Origin of the sequence: Pseudomonas corrugata (assembly GCF_001269905.1) — a bacterium.
Lineage (GTDB): Bacteria > Pseudomonadota > Gammaproteobacteria > Pseudomonadales > Pseudomonadaceae > Aquipseudomonas > Aquipseudomonas corrugata.
The window spans coordinates 881,812-897,834 of record NZ_LHVK01000003.1 but is presented as its reverse complement, the minus strand read 5'-3'; the positions used below and the strand labels follow the sequence as shown (position 1 = coordinate 897,834).

11 protein-coding genes are annotated in these 16,023 nt (G+C 62.3%); 3 read left to right on the top strand and 8 right to left on the bottom strand.

Translation table 11 applies throughout. From position 1 onward, the window contains the following. Window positions 1-38 precede the first annotated feature (38 nt). Window positions 39-644, bottom strand: coding sequence for a MiaE family protein (locus AD665_RS04415; RefSeq protein WP_053191087.1), 606 nt, complete (start codon window positions 642-644; stop codon window positions 39-41). A 165-nt stretch (window positions 645-809) separates the two neighbouring features. Here AD665_RS04415 and AD665_RS04410 point away from each other — a divergent pair, with 165 nt between their 5' ends. After that, on the top strand, window positions 810-1,673 hold the full coding sequence (locus tag AD665_RS04410) for a universal stress protein (RefSeq protein ID WP_024777014.1): 864 nt from the start codon (window positions 810-812) through the stop codon (window positions 1,671-1,673). Window positions 1,674-1,834: 161 nt separating this feature from the next. Here AD665_RS04410 and AD665_RS04405 read toward each other — a convergent pair whose 3' ends face one another. After that, on the bottom strand, window positions 1,835-2,305 hold the full coding sequence (locus AD665_RS04405; RefSeq protein WP_053191085.1) for a DUF1289 domain-containing protein: 471 nt from the start codon (window positions 2,303-2,305) through the stop codon (window positions 1,835-1,837). Window positions 2,306-2,711: 406 nt separating this feature from the next. Here AD665_RS04405 and acnB point away from each other — a divergent pair, with 406 nt between their 5' ends. Next, window positions 2,712-5,312 (top strand): bifunctional aconitate hydratase 2/2-methylisocitrate dehydratase, encoded by a 2,601-nt coding sequence (gene acnB / locus AD665_RS04400; protein WP_024777016.1) that lies wholly within the window; start codon window positions 2,712-2,714, stop codon window positions 5,310-5,312. A gap of 394 nt (window positions 5,313-5,706) precedes the next feature. Here acnB and AD665_RS04395 read toward each other — a convergent pair whose 3' ends face one another. After that, the gene (locus tag AD665_RS04395) at window positions 5,707-6,987 is read right to left on the bottom strand and encodes a serine/threonine transporter (protein WP_053191083.1); all 1,281 of its coding nucleotides are present in this window, start codon (window positions 6,985-6,987) and stop codon (window positions 5,707-5,709) included. A 290-nt stretch (window positions 6,988-7,277) separates the two neighbouring features. Between AD665_RS04395 and AD665_RS04390 the strand changes: the two genes are divergently transcribed. Continuing rightward, on the top strand, window positions 7,278-8,228 hold the full coding sequence (locus AD665_RS04390) for a 2-hydroxyacid dehydrogenase (RefSeq protein ID WP_024776576.1): 951 nt from the start codon (window positions 7,278-7,280) through the stop codon (window positions 8,226-8,228). Window positions 8,229-8,407: 179 nt separating this feature from the next. Here the strand turns inward: AD665_RS04390 and tssA are convergent, their stop codons facing one another. Genes tssA through AD665_RS04365 form a run of 5 tightly spaced genes read right to left on the bottom strand, consistent with a single transcriptional unit; the run spans window position 8,408 to window position 15,953 of the window. After that, the gene (gene tssA / locus AD665_RS04385) at window positions 8,408-9,496 is read right to left on the bottom strand and encodes a type VI secretion system protein TssA (protein ID WP_053191081.1); all 1,089 of its coding nucleotides are present in this window, start codon (window positions 9,494-9,496) and stop codon (window positions 8,408-8,410) included. Beyond that, window positions 9,493-13,362, bottom strand: a complete 3,870-nt coding sequence (locus tag AD665_RS04380; RefSeq protein WP_053191079.1) for a type VI secretion system protein — start codon at window positions 13,360-13,362, stop codon at window positions 9,493-9,495. The genes tssA and AD665_RS04380 overlap by 4 nt, the downstream gene beginning before the upstream one ends. Then, complete coding sequence (locus AD665_RS04375) at window positions 13,359-14,120, bottom strand: DotU family type IV/VI secretion system protein (protein ID WP_024776579.1); 762 nt, start codon at window positions 14,118-14,120, stop codon at window positions 13,359-13,361. Before AD665_RS04375 ends, AD665_RS04380 begins: the two co-directional genes overlap by 4 nt. 18 nt (window positions 14,121-14,138) lie before the next feature. Next, window positions 14,139-15,470: a type VI secretion system baseplate subunit TssK gene (gene tssK / locus AD665_RS04370; protein ID WP_024776580.1), complete on the bottom strand. Its 1,332-nt coding sequence runs from the start codon at window positions 15,468-15,470 to the stop codon at window positions 14,139-14,141. 51 nt (window positions 15,471-15,521) lie between these two features. Next, complete coding sequence (locus AD665_RS04365; protein WP_050593774.1) at window positions 15,522-15,953, bottom strand: hypothetical protein; 432 nt, start codon at window positions 15,951-15,953, stop codon at window positions 15,522-15,524. Between the last annotated feature and the right edge of the window lie 70 nt (window positions 15,954-16,023).

Sequence of the window (16,023 nt, the reverse complement as noted above, 5' to 3'; positions counted from 1 at the left end):
AGCCTGCTCGCGATGGCGTCAGTACCGACAACGCCGCACTACAACGCCGGCACGCCACTGTGAAAACGAAACTCCACATCGGGCGACTCGATCAAGTCCCGCTCAGCCTCACGCACCTTGTCGATCACCTGGGCGATGTCCCTGGCATCGCCATACTGGCAGGCCAGTTTCAGATAGCCCTGGAAATGCCGGGCCTCGCTTTTCAGCAGACCGAAATAGAATTTGCCCAGTTCTTCGTCCAGATGCGGGACCAACGCCTCGAAACGCTCGCAGCTGCGGGCTTCGATGAACGCCCCCACCACCAGGGTATCCACCAGCTTGACCGGCTCGTGGCTGCGCACCACCTTGCGCAGGCCCGAGGCGTAACGCCCGGCGGAGAGCTGGCGCAAGCCGACCTTGCGCTTTTTCATCAGGCGCATGACTTGCTCGTGGTGCACCAGTTCCTCCCGAGCCAGGCGTGACATCATGTTGATCAAATCGACGTGGGAATGGTACTTGGCTATCAGGCTCAGGGCCGTGCTGGCGGCCTTGAACTCGCAGTTCTTGTGGTCGATCAGCAGCGTTTCCTGATCGGCCAACGCGGCCTGGATCCAGGCATCGGGAGTGCGGCAGCCAAGGAATTCGTGGATTTCGGGAAGGATCATGGGGCTCACGGGCAAAAGGTAGTCGAGCGAAGGGCGCCGATTATACCGGCCTGCCCCCAGACCACCAGTCACCGCTGTTGATATGCATCAAGTCGACGACGCTTCATAACAACTAGAACTATAGTTGAGCAACGCCACGCCTTTTCATCGCTGGAGACACCGATCATGCAAGCCATTCGCAGTATCCTGGTGATCATCGAACCCGAACACTCGGAAAGCCTGGCGCTCAAACGCGCCAAGTTGATTGCCGGCGTGACCCAGGCCCACCTGCATCTGCTGGTATGCGACAGACAGCACGACCATGCCGGCATGCTCAGCGTGCTGAAAGCCGCACTGCTGGCAGATGGCTACAGCGTGACCACCGAACAGGCCTGGAACGAAAGCCTCTACGAAACCATCATCGACGTGCAGCAAGCCGAAGGCTGCGGGTTGGTGATCAAGCAGCATTTCCCGGACAGCCCGCTCAAGAAAGCCCTGCTGACACCAACGGACTGGAAACTGCTGCGCCATTGCCCGTCGCCGGTGTTGCTGGTGAAAACCGCAGGGTCCTGGCGGGACAAAGTAATCCTGGCCGCCGTTGACGTGGGCAATGCCGACGGTGAGCACCGGCACCTGCACACCACCATCATCGACCACGGCTATGACATCGCTCGTCTTGCAAAGGCCCACCTGCATGTCATCAGCGCCCACCCTTCGCCCATGCTCTCGGCGGCCGATCCGACGTTCCAGCTCAAGGAAACCATCGAGGCCCGCTATCGCGAACAGTGCCGCTCATTCCAGGCGGAGTTCGACATCGACGACCAGCACCTGCACATCGAGGAAGGCCCGGCGGACGTATTGATCCCGTTCATGGCGCACAAGCTGCAGGCGGCGGTGACCGTGATCGGCACCGTGGCCCGCTCCGGGCTGTCCGGGGTGCTGATCGGCAATACCGCCGAAGCGGTGCTCGATACCCTGGAAAGCGATGTGCTGGTGCTCAAGCCCCAGGAGGTGGAGGATCATCTGGTGGAATTGGCGGTGAAGAGCTGAAGTGGGTCGTCATTGACCATTGTGGCGAGGGGATTTATCCCCGCTGGCATGCGTAGCGCGCCGCCTTCGGCTGTTTGATACACCGTTGGGGGCTGCTTCGCAACCCAACGGGGATAAATCCCCTCGCCACACAGTGTTTCAGCAGGATCCCTGGCGGAGCGTCAGCGCCCCATCGTATCCTTGAGGAACCCCGGCGCGATGTAGCGCTGGTAATGGGCTTCGGACAGCAGGAAAAACTCCCGATCGATGGCATCGCGCAGGTCCGGCAGTTCCCAGTCTCGAAACTCCGGCAGCAGCACCATGCCGTAGGCTTCGAGGTTGTTGATCACCCGGGCGCCCCGGGCGATCAACTGATAGGCCCAGCAGTATTCCGACTGGTGCGCCACGAAGCGGATCTGGCGCGCGACCAGTTGCTCGCGCAGCAGCCCGGGGTCGAACACCTCGAGCTTCGCCACCATGACCTGCACCAGCAATTGCTCCAGGCGCATCCACACCGCGCGTTTCTCGTCCTCGTTATAGCCGTTCCAGTGAATCACCTCGTGGTGGAAGCGCTTGCAGCCACGGCACACCAGGTCACCGTAGACAGTGGAGCAAAGGCCGACGCAAGGGGTCTTGATGAGCTGGTTGGGCATAACGGAACGCACACGCAAAAGCAGGACAGGCCGGCATGTTAGCCCTTTGTCTAAGATTGATCACCCCTCAAACTTCCCGGCCCAACTTACCTTTAATTTTTTTTTCCCGTAGAATCAGCCAGCCTTTTAAGGCGCCAATGTCCGTTAGAAGCTGTTTTCAAAGCGTCACGAGCACAGTCGTTCCTTCAGAGCGGTGTTGGCGAAGGGTCTTTCCAGCGGGGAAAGCCCAACGCCAACCCTCATCAGCTCCCCGTTCTGCAGGCGTAAAACTTTGAAAGCAGCTTCTGTGAGGAACCCCGGAAACCCTGGCGTGGAGGCCCAAAAAGCCCCCGACGCGCATGAGTACCGCGGGTTTCTGGATGAGCGTCCCGGACACCCATTTGGGACCACTGATGAGGGTAATACTGTGCTTGAAGCCTACCGCAAACATATCGAAGAGCGTGCAGCACTGGGTATCGTTCCCCAGCCGCTCAACGCCGAACAAACCGCAGGCCTGGTCGAGCTGCTGAAGAATCCCCCGGCTGGCGAAGAAGCTTTTCTCGTTGACCTGATCACCAATCGCGTTCCACCTGGAGTCGACGAAGCCGCCTACGTCAAGGCCGGTTTCCTCTCCGCCCTGGCCAAGGGCGAAGTCCAATCCCCTCTGCTGGACAAGAAGCGCGCCGTTGAACTGCTCGGCACCATGCAGGGCGGCTACAACATCGTGACCCTGGTGGAGTTGCTGGACGACGCCGAGCTGGCGCCAGTGGCCGCCGAAGAACTCAAGCACACCCTGCTGATGTTCGATGCTTTCCACGACGTGGCTGAAAAAGCCAAGAACGGCAACGTCCACGCCAAGGCCGTGCTGCAGTCCTGGGCTGACGGCGAGTGGTTCAAGAAGCGTCCGGTGCTGGCCGACAAGATCAGCCTGCGCGTTTTCAAGGTTCCCGGCGAGACCAACACCGACGACCTGTCCCCTGCCCCGGACGCCTGGTCGCGCCCTGATATTCCGCTGCACGCCCTGGCCATGCTGAAAATGGCCCGTGACGGCATCGTTCCGGACGAGCAAGGCAAGACCGGCCCGATGAAGCAGATCGAAGAAATGCGCGGCCAGGGTTTCCCGATCGCCTACGTCGGTGACGTGGTCGGTACCGGTTCCTCGCGTAAATCCGCCACCAACTCGGTGCTGTGGTTCTTCGGCGACGACATTCCGTACGTGCCGAACAAGCGTGCCGGTGGTTTCTGCTTCGGCAGCAAGATCGCTCCGATCTTCTACAACACCATGGAAGACGCCGGCGCCCTGCCGATCGAATTCGACGTGTCGAACATGAACATGGGCGACGTGATCGACCTGTACCCGCATGCCGGCAAGGTCTGCAAGCACGGTACCGACGAAGTCATCACCACCTTCGAAATGAAGACCCCGGTCCTGTTGGACGAAGTCCGCGCCGGCGGCCGTATTCCGCTGATCATCGGCCGTGGCCTGACCGAGAAGGCACGTGCCGAGCTTGGCCTGCCACCGTTCGACCTGTTCAAGAAGCCTGAAGCACCGGCCGAAAGCACCAAGGGCTTCACCCTGGCGCAGAAGATGGTCGGCAAGGCTTGTGGCGTAGCCGGTGTGCGTCCTGGCACCTACTGCGAACCGAAGATGACCACCGTGGGTTCCCAGGACACCACCGGTCCAATGACCCGTGACGAACTGAAGGACCTGGCATGCCTGGGCTTCTCCGCTGACCTGGTGATGCAGTCGTTCTGCCACACCGCGGCGTATCCAAAGCCGATCGACGTGACCACCCACCACACCCTGCCCGACTTCATCATGACCCGTGGCGGCGTTTCCCTGCGTCCGGGCGACGGCATCATCCACTCCTGGCTGAACCGCATGCTGCTGCCGGACACCGTCGGTACCGGTGGTGACTCCCACACCCGTTTCCCGATGGGCATCTCGTTCCCTGCCGGTTCCGGCCTGGTAGCGTTCGCCGCTGCCACCGGTGTCATGCCGCTGGACATGCCGGAATCGATCCTGGTGCGTTTCAAAGGCAAGATGAAGCCTGGCATCACCCTGCGTGACCTGGTTCATGCCATCCCTTACTTCGCCATCCAGAACGGTCTGCTGACTGTCGAGAAGAAAGGCAAGAAAAACGCCTTCTCCGGCCGTATCCTGGAAATCGAAGGCCTGGAAGGCCTGACACTGGAACAGGCTTTCGAGCTGTCCGACGCGTCGGCCGAACGTTCGGCTGCCGGTTGCACCATCAAGCTGTCGAAAGAGTCGATCACCGAGTACCTGCAGTCCAACATCACCCTGCTGCGCTGGATGATCGGCGAAGGCTACGGCGATGCCCGCACCCTGGAACGTCGTGCCCAAGCGATGGAAGCCTGGATCGCCAACCCTGAGCTGATGGAAGCCGATGCCGACGCCGAATACGCTGAAGTCATCGAAATCGATCTGGCCAACATCAGCGAGCCAGTGCTCTGCGCGCCGAACGATCCTGACGACGCCCGCCTGCTCTCCAGCGTTGCTGGCGAGAAGATCGACGAAGTGTTCATCGGTTCGTGCATGACCAACATCGGTCACTTCCGCGCTGCCGGCAAGTTGCTGGATCAGGTCAAGGGTCAGCTGCCAACCCGTCTGTGGCTGTCGCCGCCGACCAAGATGGACGCTCACCAACTGACCGAAGAAGGCTACTACGGTATCTACGGCAAAGCCGGCGCACGCATGGAAATGCCAGGCTGCTCGCTGTGCATGGGTAACCAGGCACGCGTCGAGCCGAACAGCACCGTGGTGTCGACCTCGACCCGTAACTTCCCGAACCGTCTGGGCGACGGCGCGAATGTCTACCTGGCTTCGGCCGAGCTGGCATCCGTTGCATCGATCCTGGGTCGCCTGCCGACCGTCGAGGAGTACATGGAATACGCCGGCAAGATCGACAGCATGGCAGCGGACGTGTACCGCTACCTGAGCTTCGACCAGATCGCCGAGTTCCGTGAAGCGGCTGCAAACGCCAACATCCCGGTCGTCCAAGCCTAAGGCTTCGACGCTCGACTGAAAACGCCGCCCTTCTTGCGAGGGGCGGCGTTTTTTTATGCCTGGGCTTTTGATGCAAGCCGGGCCGCCGCTATCGCGAGCAGGCTCGCTCCCACAGAGGATCTGGGCTGAACACAATTCCCGAGAACACCTCAGAGCCTGTGGGAGCCGAGCTTGCTCGCGATGGCGGCGACACATCCAGCATCACCGCAACTGACCCACCGCATTCGCGAACAAGCCCGCTCCCACAGAGGATCTGGGGTGAACACAATTCCCGAGAACACCTCAGAGCCTGTGGGAGCCGAGCTTGCTCGCGATGGCGGCGGCACATCCAGCATCACCGCAACTGACCCACCGCATTCGCGAACAAGCCCGCTCCCACAGGGGAGTTGTGGTGTCAAGCCGTAAGGGAATAGACCAACGCGGTAATCGCCACCAGCCCCACAGATACCACGAAGACGTTGGACGCCTGGCCACGATAGCGGGCCATGGCCGGGACTTTGCGGATGGCGTACATCGGCATCAGGAACAGGATGGCCGCGATCACCGGGCCGCCCAGGGTTTCGATCATGCCGAGGATGCTGGGGTTGAGCGTGGCGACGACCCAGCACACCAACAACATGAACACCGCCGTCAGGCGGTCCAGGGTCTTGGGTGCCGGGCGCCGGCCGCTCTTGACGATCAGCCCCTTGAGACCTTCACTGGCACCGATGTAGTGCCCCAGGAATGACTTGGAAATCGCCACGAACGCAATCAACGGTGCCGCAAACGCGATGGTCGGGTTGCTGAAATGGTTGGCCAGGTACGACAGGATCGACAGGTTCTGCGCCTTCGCTTCGGCCAGTTGCGCCGGCGACAGGGTCAGCACGCAGCTGAACACAAAGAACAGCACCATCACCACCATCAACCCGTGGGCGCGGGACAGGATCTGTGCACTGCGCTCCTCGGCACCGTCTCCGTGGCGACGTTTCTGGTCCACCGCGAACGCCGAGATGATCGGCGAGTGGTTGAACGAGAACACCATCACCGGAATCGCCAGCCAAAGGGTATGCAGCAGCGCCGAAGGGGCCGGCGGCGTGGACGCAGTGCTCAAGATACCGCCGCTCCAGTGCGGAACCAGGAACACCGCCAGGAACAGCAGCGCAACGATAAACGGGTAGACCATCAGGCTCATGGCCTTGACGATCGCCTGCTCGCCACAGCGCACCACCGCCAGCAGCCCCAGGATCAACACCAGGGACAGCACCGCACGGGAAGGCGGCTGGATATGCAATTGATGCTCCAGGAAGCTGCCCACCGTGTTGGTCAGCGCTACGCTGTAGATCAGCAGGATCGGAAAAATTGCAAAGAAGTACAGCAGGGTGATCAACGCGCCAGCCTTGATGCCGAAATGCTCCTCTACCACCTCGGTGATGTCCGCACCATTACGGCCAGACAGCACGAAACGGGTCAGGCCCCGGTGCGCGTAGAAGGTCATGGGAAATGCCAGCAATGCCAGGATCAGCAACGGCCAGAAACCACCCAGGCCGGCATTGATCGGTAGGAACAGCGTCCCGGCACCGATGGCGGTGCCAAATAGACCCAGCATCCAGGTCGTGTCCTGGCGACTCCATTGGCTGAGGGTGGCTGGGGCTGTCGATTCAAAGCGCTCTTCGACGCTATTGGCCTGATCATTCATCCGGTCGGATCTCCGCTTTCCGGTCATATGCACCCGGCCGGGACGAGTCGGAAAAACCCGACAGGCAGCGTCCTGGCCGAAACAGGGGCGCGATTGTCCGGGATTAACCAGCAGAAGCAAAGACTTAGCTGAGGAGCGGTGGTGCGGATCAGCTCAGCCCATTGCGAGCCCGCTCCCACACGGACGAAGCCAGACAGAAATGAGCATAAAAAGCCAAAGACCTCTGCCTTCGGCTCCTACAATCAAGTTGAATACACAAGCATCACCAAAAGTGCCCACAGGAGCCCAGCATGACCGCAACCGTCCTGGTACTGGTTGAAACCGTCAACGAATACCTGCCGATCCTCGAACGCCAGGGTTATCACCTGGAATTGGCGCCAACGCCGGCCGAACGCAAGGCAGCGATTTTCGAGCATGGCGAGCGGTTCAATGCGGTGCTGACCCGTGGCCCCCTGGGCCTGACAGCCGACGAGATGGCGGCCCTGCCCAACCTGCAGATCATCTGCGTGATCGGCGCCGGCTACGAGCAGGTGGACCTTCAGGCTGCCCGGAACCGCGGCATCGTGGTCACCAACGGTGCCGGGGTCAACGCGTCCTCGGTGGCCGACCACGCCATGGCGCTATTGCTGGCGCTGGTGCGCGACATCCCCCGAGCCGACGCTTGTATACGCCGCGGAGAATGGACGAAAGTCATGCGCCCTTCCCTGGCCGGCAAACGCTTGGGGCTGCTGGGCCTGGGTGCGGTGGGCATGGCGATTGCCAAGCGCGCGGCCCTGGGCTTCGACATGAGCGTCAGCTACCACAGCCGGCAGGTGCGCAACGATGTGCCCTACGCCTTCTGCGCTACGCCCACGGAGCTGGCCCGTGTTTCGGATTTCCTGATCGTCGCCACGCCTGGAGGGCTCGACACCCGACGCTTGATCAACAAGCAGGCCCTCGATGCCCTGGGTCCCAAAGGCTTCCTGGTGAACATCGCCCGGGCCAGCGTGGTCGCCACTGATGAGCTGATCAGCGCCCTGGAACATCGACGCATCGCCGGAGCGGCCCTGGATGTATTCGATCACGAGCCCGAAGTGCCCGACGCCCTGAAGCACCTGCCCAATGTGGTCCTGACGCCCCACGTCGCCGGCCTGTCGCCGGAAGCGACCCGAGGCACGGTGGAGCTGGTGGGGCAGAACCTGAATGCGTTCTTTTCCGGCAAACCCGTGCTGACACCGGTGCCAATGCCCGAGCCGAGTTGATTACAAAGCTGTAGAACTGACACCGAACCTGTGGCGAGGGGATTTATCCCCGCTGGGCTGTGAAGCAGCCCCAATACAATTTATCTGATGCACCGAGGTGTTAGGATTTAGGGCCGCTTTGCAGCCCAGCGGGGATAAATCCCCTCGCCACAAAAGCCATTCGCCTGCACTAGCACAACTCAGAGAACCCCCAACAACGTCCACAACCGTCGGGACTCGGCATCGGCGCTGATCAGTTCCCCCAGCAGCTCGCTCAACGGTTTGTTGCCCCACTCCACCCCCCGCCGGATCAAGTAAGGCACCGGGCTGTGGGGTTCGGTGCGCGACAGGTAGCCGGCGATGACCAGCAATTGCCGGTAGGCCTCTTCGCGACTGGCCGGTTCCTGGAAGACCTGGGCAGGCGTTGTACCTGCCTGGGCCTGGACAGTCGACGGCGCGACCGCGGGTGATGCTTGCACCGGCACGTTGCCGGGTTGCTGTGGATGCATCGCGATGAACTCCTCTACCAGTGCCAGCAAGGCTTGTATCACGTCCTGCAGGGATTTGTAGCCCGGGGCCAGGTTGCCCAGGTAGGCGTCGCTCCAGGCTTCGAGCCGCTGCAAGTGCTGGCGGCTCAACATGAGACTGCCCTGGCGATGCAGCCAGAACGACAACGGCGTGCCGCGAATCAGTTCATTGAGCTTCTTCTGATCACTGCGCGCCGCTTCCGTCGAGGCCTTGGCATTCTTGCTGTCGTTGGCCAGCACTTGCTGACGCTGCAAGCGTTGCCAGTCGTCCAGACTGAAGCCGTCGAAGGACGAGTCGCGGCCATTGAACAGCGGCACCCGCGTCAACAACACCTCACTGTAGCGCCGGGCCAGCCACTCCAGCGGGATCACCCGCCACGACTGGTCGCCCTCATCGGCTTGGGGATGCAGTTGATCGGGATAGCGTTCACACAGGCCCGCCACCAGCGCCAGACTGCCCGGCAAGCCCTCCATCCCGGCCAGGTGCAGCCAGGCTTCCCCCAGCCAGGCGCTGATCATCAGGTCTTTGCTGCGCTCAAGCAGCAGCGTGGTGGCGAGCTTTTCCAGCTCCGGCCATTGGGCACGCTTGATCTGGGACTGCCACACCCCGGTGGGCAGGCTGGTGTCGTCTTCTCGGCGCAGCTCCCGCAGTTGATCGTATTCCGGCTCATAGCGAAGGTCCTGTCCGCAGGGCGATTCGGCGCTGACCGGTTCGAGCAACTGGCTGATCAGCTCGGGCAAGGGGGAGACAGGTACGCTCACAGGCCTTCCTCACGGGTGGCGATGGCGGGACTCGACGAGGTCGCCATGAAAGGTGAACGGGGCGCCTGGGTCGGCAGCGGTGGCATCGACAGCGGCAGCTTCGAGCCCTGACTCATCAACGACAGGCGCATGAACATCATCGTTTGTTGCGTTGTCCGGGCCTGGAGCTGGGCCTGGGCCGGGCTCAGGGATGGAATCTGGCCCGTTACCGGCAGTTGCAGGGTCAGCGGGAAATCGGTGTAGTCGACATTCGGCTGGCGTTGCACCGACACCAGCGAACGCATCAGGCGCAGCAACGCCCACGGCCCCTGGTATTCCCAACCGGCCTCCAGGTCGCGCACCACCAGGTTCGGCTGCAATGGATCGTTGGCCGGTCGCTGGTAACCGTTGCGGGCCCAGCGCAAGGTCAGCCGCACGGGTTGTCCGACCATCCAGCGCAGGTTCTGCTGGGCGTCACCGGGGTAGTTGATCTGTTGGTTACCGGCGTTCAGTCCCCAGGCAATCACCTGGTCGGCGCCACGCTCCTCGTTGCGATCGGTGCGCCAGCGCACATCCATTTCCACGCCGAGAATGCCGCTCTTGTCCCGCACGAACAGCGGCCCCAGCCAGGTACCGGCCTGTTTCAATCGGTTGAGAAAGTTCTCGGCGGCGAGGCGCTCCGGTGTCTGGCTCAGTGCCAGCCCGGCCTCGGCCAGGGGCAAGCGTGTGTCGATCAGTTCCAGCAAACGCTGCACCCGCGCCGGGTCGGCGTCACTGGCCCGCAGGTCCTGGGAAAACGGAAAGCGCCCGGCCAGGTACTGGTTGAAGTAGTTGGCCACGTCGTTCCAGGCTGTCGCGGCCTGATTCTGTTGCAGGTACAGACACCGTTGCAGGGCCCCCTGTTGCAAGCTGACGGCGCGCTGGGCCAGGTCACCACGACCGCCGGACAGGTTGGAAGTCTGCAAGATCTGCGCACAGGACGAAGTGTCCATCTGGTTGAAATCCCGGCTCACCAACTGCTCCAGTTGCGCCGCCGAACTGGCCGGGTTCTGGCTCTTGTACTTGAGCAACTCGTCGTTGATGGCCATGAACCGCGACACCCGGTCGTGCTCCAGGGCCGAGAGGTCGTCCTGCTGGATAATCAACCATTCCAGAGCCGGCATTCGCTGCTCGGCGATCTGCACCATGGCGTCGAACTGCTGGTTCAGGCTCAGTTTCAGACCTTGTGGATCGCTGGCCCCGTAGAGCTGCAAACCGAAATTCTTCGAGCCATCCCAGCGCTGTACATCGGCTCGCTGGCTGAACAGTGGCTGGGCTTCGATTTCATCCAGGCCACTCTTGATCTGCGCCAGGGCGCGACGGTTGAGCAGCCGCTGGAAGCGCATCGCCAGGTCGGCACGGTGCACGTCCATGAACGCCTTTTGCAGCGCGACGGCCTGGGTGGTCTGGACATTGAAACCCATGCCCGGCAGCTGCTCCTCGCTTTCATCCAGGCTCAGCCACATCGCCCGGGCCGCAGCGCCTTCAGCCGCCTGTATGAGCGCATCACGGTAGTCCGGTGGAATGCGCGGCAGCTCCTCGTTGGCGTAGCTCTTGTAGCTGGCGAAATAGTTCAGGGCGACGCTGAAGTCGTCGCTGCCACCGCCCTGTCCCATGGCATTGGAACTGTTGCCAGATGGATCCTTCTGCAACGCCAATGCCACGAAGTCACGCTTGAACAAGGCTTTCACCGCGTCATCCAGAGCCGTGACATGCTCCTGCAACACCAGCAAGCCACTGCCCTGTTGGACCAGAAGATTGTCCCGGGAGCCAGTCTGGACGATCCATTGGTCGCGAAAGCTCTGTTGCAGCTTCGCCGCCTGGCTTTCCAGGTCCTGCGCAAGCTCCGGCCCCAGCAAGGTGCTGTGGCTGACTTTGTCCATCATCTGGGTGTAACCGGGAACCAGGTCCTGGCCCTTGCCTCGCCCCCAGGCCGCGTTAGTCAGGTTGACCAGGGTCTGCAAGTCGTCGACCAGCGCCATCAGGTCCTCGAGTTCGCTCAGCGAGTTGCCACTCCCCGCCTCCAACCGTTGCAGGTGCAGCTTGAGATAACCGGCCTGGCGCACGAAGTTGTCGGCCAGGAAGTAATGATCCAGCCAGCGCTGCATCAGGCCGGTGAAGTTATCACCGATCACCGTACGCGCCGCGTTCAGGTCCAGCCCCTGCAAGTCCTGCCCTGGTAAACCCGCGCCTTGTGCATTGAACAGCACCCGGTTGTAGAACCGCGCCTTGCTCAGCGTGCCGGCGTTGAGACTCAGCGACAAGGCGTTATTGCTCAATTGCACCAACTCGTCCAGCGGTGCCTTGGGATTGCTCACCAACTGGCTGAACATCTGGTTCTGCTGTTCGAGGCGCACGGCACGCTCCACCAGATCCTTGGCCTTCACGTAACTCTGCCATTGCGCCGGGTCTTCGCTTTCCACGTTGCCCCGCCGCTCGGTGTTGCGGATGGCCTGGAGTTGCCCCAGGTCCGACGCCAACAGGTCACGCAAGGGCAATACCCAGTGATGCCGGGCGGTCAGGCGCAAGCCTTCCTCCAACTGCGCGTCCACCGTAGAGAACCACGAGGTGGGAAACACCACTGCGACGTAGCGCCAGCTCGGGGCTTTTTCCAGCATGTTCCAATAGGTTTGCACGTTGTAGCGGGTGGGCTCCAACTGCGGTTGGTCAGGGTCGACTACCAGGTAATTCTTATGGGTGTGCAGAATCAACTGCGACAGCTCCTCGGCCTCCTCCACCGAATCGTGCCAGACCCAAAGCATGCCCCCCAACCAGACCAGCCCGACCACCAGCGCGACGACACCGGCCAGTCGATGCCAGCGCTGGCGCAAACGCAGCAGGCGCGGCACGGGCTGGGCCAGGCCGCGTTCGGCAACGAAACGGCGCGCCCACAGCTGCCGGGCGAACACTGTCTGACACAAGACCTTGTCGCTGGCGGCAAAACCGTCCCCGGTAACAGTGGGTGCCTGGGTCGCGGTGAAGTAGACGCCGCGAAAGCGTGGCGCCTCGCCCTGGGCATTGCCCTGGAAGACGGGTTCCAAGAGGATCTGCAAGGCCCGCCGCAACCTTTCGAAGCGCTCCGGCAGCCCATATAAATCGCCGCTCAACTGCCCTGAAAGCGCACCGATTTCGATAATCGACTGCGACAGTGCGGCATTGACCTGGTCCAGCGCCTGGTCACTCCAATGCGACTGCCATGCCGCATCGGGTGAATACGGGGATGACCAGCCGAGCGTCGCTTCCCGGGCCTCGGTGGGCAGCGCGCTGACCAGTTCCTGGAAACCGGGCAGCTCTTGCATCCCGGTAATCACCACGTACACCGGCAGACTAAGGCCGAACCGCTGCAACAGGTCAATGAAACAGCGGCGGACCTTGAGGCTCAACTCGGTGGTATGTTCGATGTCGTCGAGCTTGCCGAACGGCACGGTCCAGATCACCGCGTCTATCGGACGCCGGCTGCGCAGCCGCAGGATCAGCCCCAACAGCCGCCACCAATTGCCCCGTTGCCGGTTCATGCCTTCATCGGGCAGGAACAACGCTTGGGGCACCACCAGCACCGCACCCTCGGCATCCGACCACCAGCGCCCGAACCACGCGGCCTTGTCCGTCGCCTGTAAATGCCACTGGGTGCACAGCTGGGCCCCGTCGGTCTCGTTGCCGAGCATCAACAGCCAAGGGATCTGGTAGCGATCCCGGGTGCCCTGCTCCTGCTCCATGCGGCGGACCGCCCCGTAGAAACTGCGAATCGCCGCTCCACCCTGGGTCCGCAGCCACCCTATCAGCGCCGCGATCACCAGTACCACGACGATGACCGGCACCACCACGGCGATGATGCTCAAGGGACTCATGAGTCCTGCTCCTGAACCACCGACTCGTTCAATTGCAACACCGGCTCAAGCTCCGAGCGGATGTCGCGCCAGAACACATGCCCCAGCCCGGTCAGCAGCAACACCATCGCCATGATCGCCAGCCCCAGGCGCAATCCGTCCGGCAGTGATGTCTGCGCCGGCATGCGTACCGGCGGTGCCGACGCAGACATTGCCAGGCGCTGACTGACGTCGACATAGTCCGGGTCATGTTGCCAGGCGAACGTGAACAGCGCCGCGCGCCATTTCTCATGCTGTAGTTGACCGGGCTCGCCGCGCAATCGCCCCTGGAACCCGAGGATCAGGCATTGCAGGTAGACGTTTGCCAGGTCCCGGGTACCGGGCATCTGCTCATCCAGCAGTTTCTTGATGGCCGAGGGCAACCGTTCGCCAGCCTGGCGACTGGAGTACATGCGCGATTCAAGGGGATGCTGTTGCCATGCCAGTTGCCCCGGCCAGGGGGTGAACAACAAGGTTTCGTCCACCAGGGCGACGAAGGCATAGACCAATGCCTTGACCTGCTCTGTAGCCGAGTCGCCGACGGTGGCAAAGGCCACCCGCCACAAGCGTTGGGCGCTACGTCCGGAAAACTCCACCACCCGGCTGACCAGGGCCGCGGAATCGTTGTCCTTGGGCAAGTCCTGCCACTCCTGGAACCACTTCAACCAGGCCTGCCGAAACGCGCTGCTCAGCGGCGCCTCATGCAGACCCCGGACCGCCCCGCCACTTCCGTCAGGCATACGACTCCCCTTTTGCGATCAGGCACTTTCACCGACTTGCGGGACAAACAACACGACTTGCCACGGGCTGCTGGCCTGGGTCGAAGCCGGCGCCACGATGTGCAACGGCAGTTGCCCGTCGAACCATTGGCCGCTGGCAGCCACCACGAACAACCGGGTATCGTCGCCCACACTGTAGGCCACCTGCTCATTGCGGCTCATGGCCTGATGCGGCAGCCCGCTCATGCGCTGCCGGCTCAACAGCAGGACATGCGGTGCGGACGCGATGATCGCACCGCGCAACCAATCGGCGGCGGCCTGCTCACTGGCCCCGTTGGGCATGCGCAGCCCGATCACCAGACGCTGGCTCGGCTGATCGTCAGGCAACTGGATGGAGAACACCTGCTCATTGCGCTCGAAGGCCAGGCTGCGATAACCGGCACGGACCAGTTCCAGGGTGGTGTCGAGCCACTCGAGCAGCGGTTCGTAACCGCGTTGCAGCTCGAGGAAATCCAGTGGTGCAAACGCCGGTACGCCGGCCAGCGGGTCGAGGGCCGACCAGGCACCGGCCAGGCCCAGCAACAAACCGTACAGCGCCTGGGGAGTCGCCACCCGGGTGTTCAGGCTGCCTTCGACTTCCGGCAGGCGCGCCCACAAGGCGGTCATCTGCCGGCGGATCTCCAGCGCATCGTCCTGGTTGCCGGCCGCCTGAGCCTGGCGCAGCCGACCGGCGAGAAACAGGCACTTTTCCCGGGCCCGGGCACACAGCCCGGCCACTCGCCGGCCGAGCATCGATTCAGGCAACAGTACCGGCGTGGGCGGCGTATAGGGCATACGCAGAAAGCCGCCGCCGTCCTTGCGAATGCGCAGCAGCGGCAGGCAGATCGAATCGGCCTTGCTCAGTTGCGTGCACAGCCTCGGATTCGGGCGCCAGACGGTGATGGACTCGGGAAACTCGCCGCTGGTGAGATCCGGCAGCGCATCACCGACCACCGATTGCAGGCGCCCCTTGAGCGGCAGCAATTGCCCGGCACGCCAGAGCGGACTGATCGCCAGGTAGACGGTGACGGTAGCATCGTCGGTTTTGTTGACCGCCTCGGTGATATCCAGCTCCAGGGTCGGCCCGACGCCGGCCTGAAGATTGACCGGCAAGCCGTCCGGCAAGGTGCCCTGCAATTGCAGCAGCCGGACCTGGCCGGCGCTGAGGGCCGAAGGATCGACCTCCAGTTGACTGACACCCCAGAACCAGGGATTGCAGGCAGCCGCGACATGCGCAGCCAGGGCCTCGGCGCGCAGCCCTTGCAGTTGAAAATGTTGGGGCAGCAGTTGCATGCCCTCATGCCAGCACACCGCGTCAGGTAACAGACTCATACGACTCCCTTCGACATCCCAGTGTCGCCGCACAAGGCGGCCCGCGGTCATTCAAGGCTGACTTGCATTGAGCTGGCCATCATCGACGAGGCTCATCTCACGACTGTCGAACTTCAGCCAGGCCTTGCGCTGATCGTCCAGCCGGAGCCGGTGGGCTCCGGGAGTGTTATAGCTGGCGAAGACCAAAAGTCCAGCGGCGCGCCGGCCCTCCAGTGGGAAGGGCTGGCGGTCGATGAACTGCCCCGGGACCAGCTCCAGCCCCCACACCGACATGAGTTGACGATAGTCGCGCTGGAACTGTTCGCGCTCGGCGAACCACTGGCTGGCAGTGATAGCCGACAGTTGCTTGAGCAGTTCAGGATCATTCACGGCGATGAAATCCACGGCAATGGGCGTGTTGTCGTTGGCGCCGGACGCGACGTCGAGGGTCAGGCTGTCCAGGTCGACGCTTGGCGCAAAGAGCGAGCAACCGCTGAGCGCCATGCTGAAAAAAAATCCGTAAAAAAAAACACGCAAAATGAATTTTCCTTTTCGTCGCGGTCAAAATTTGTTT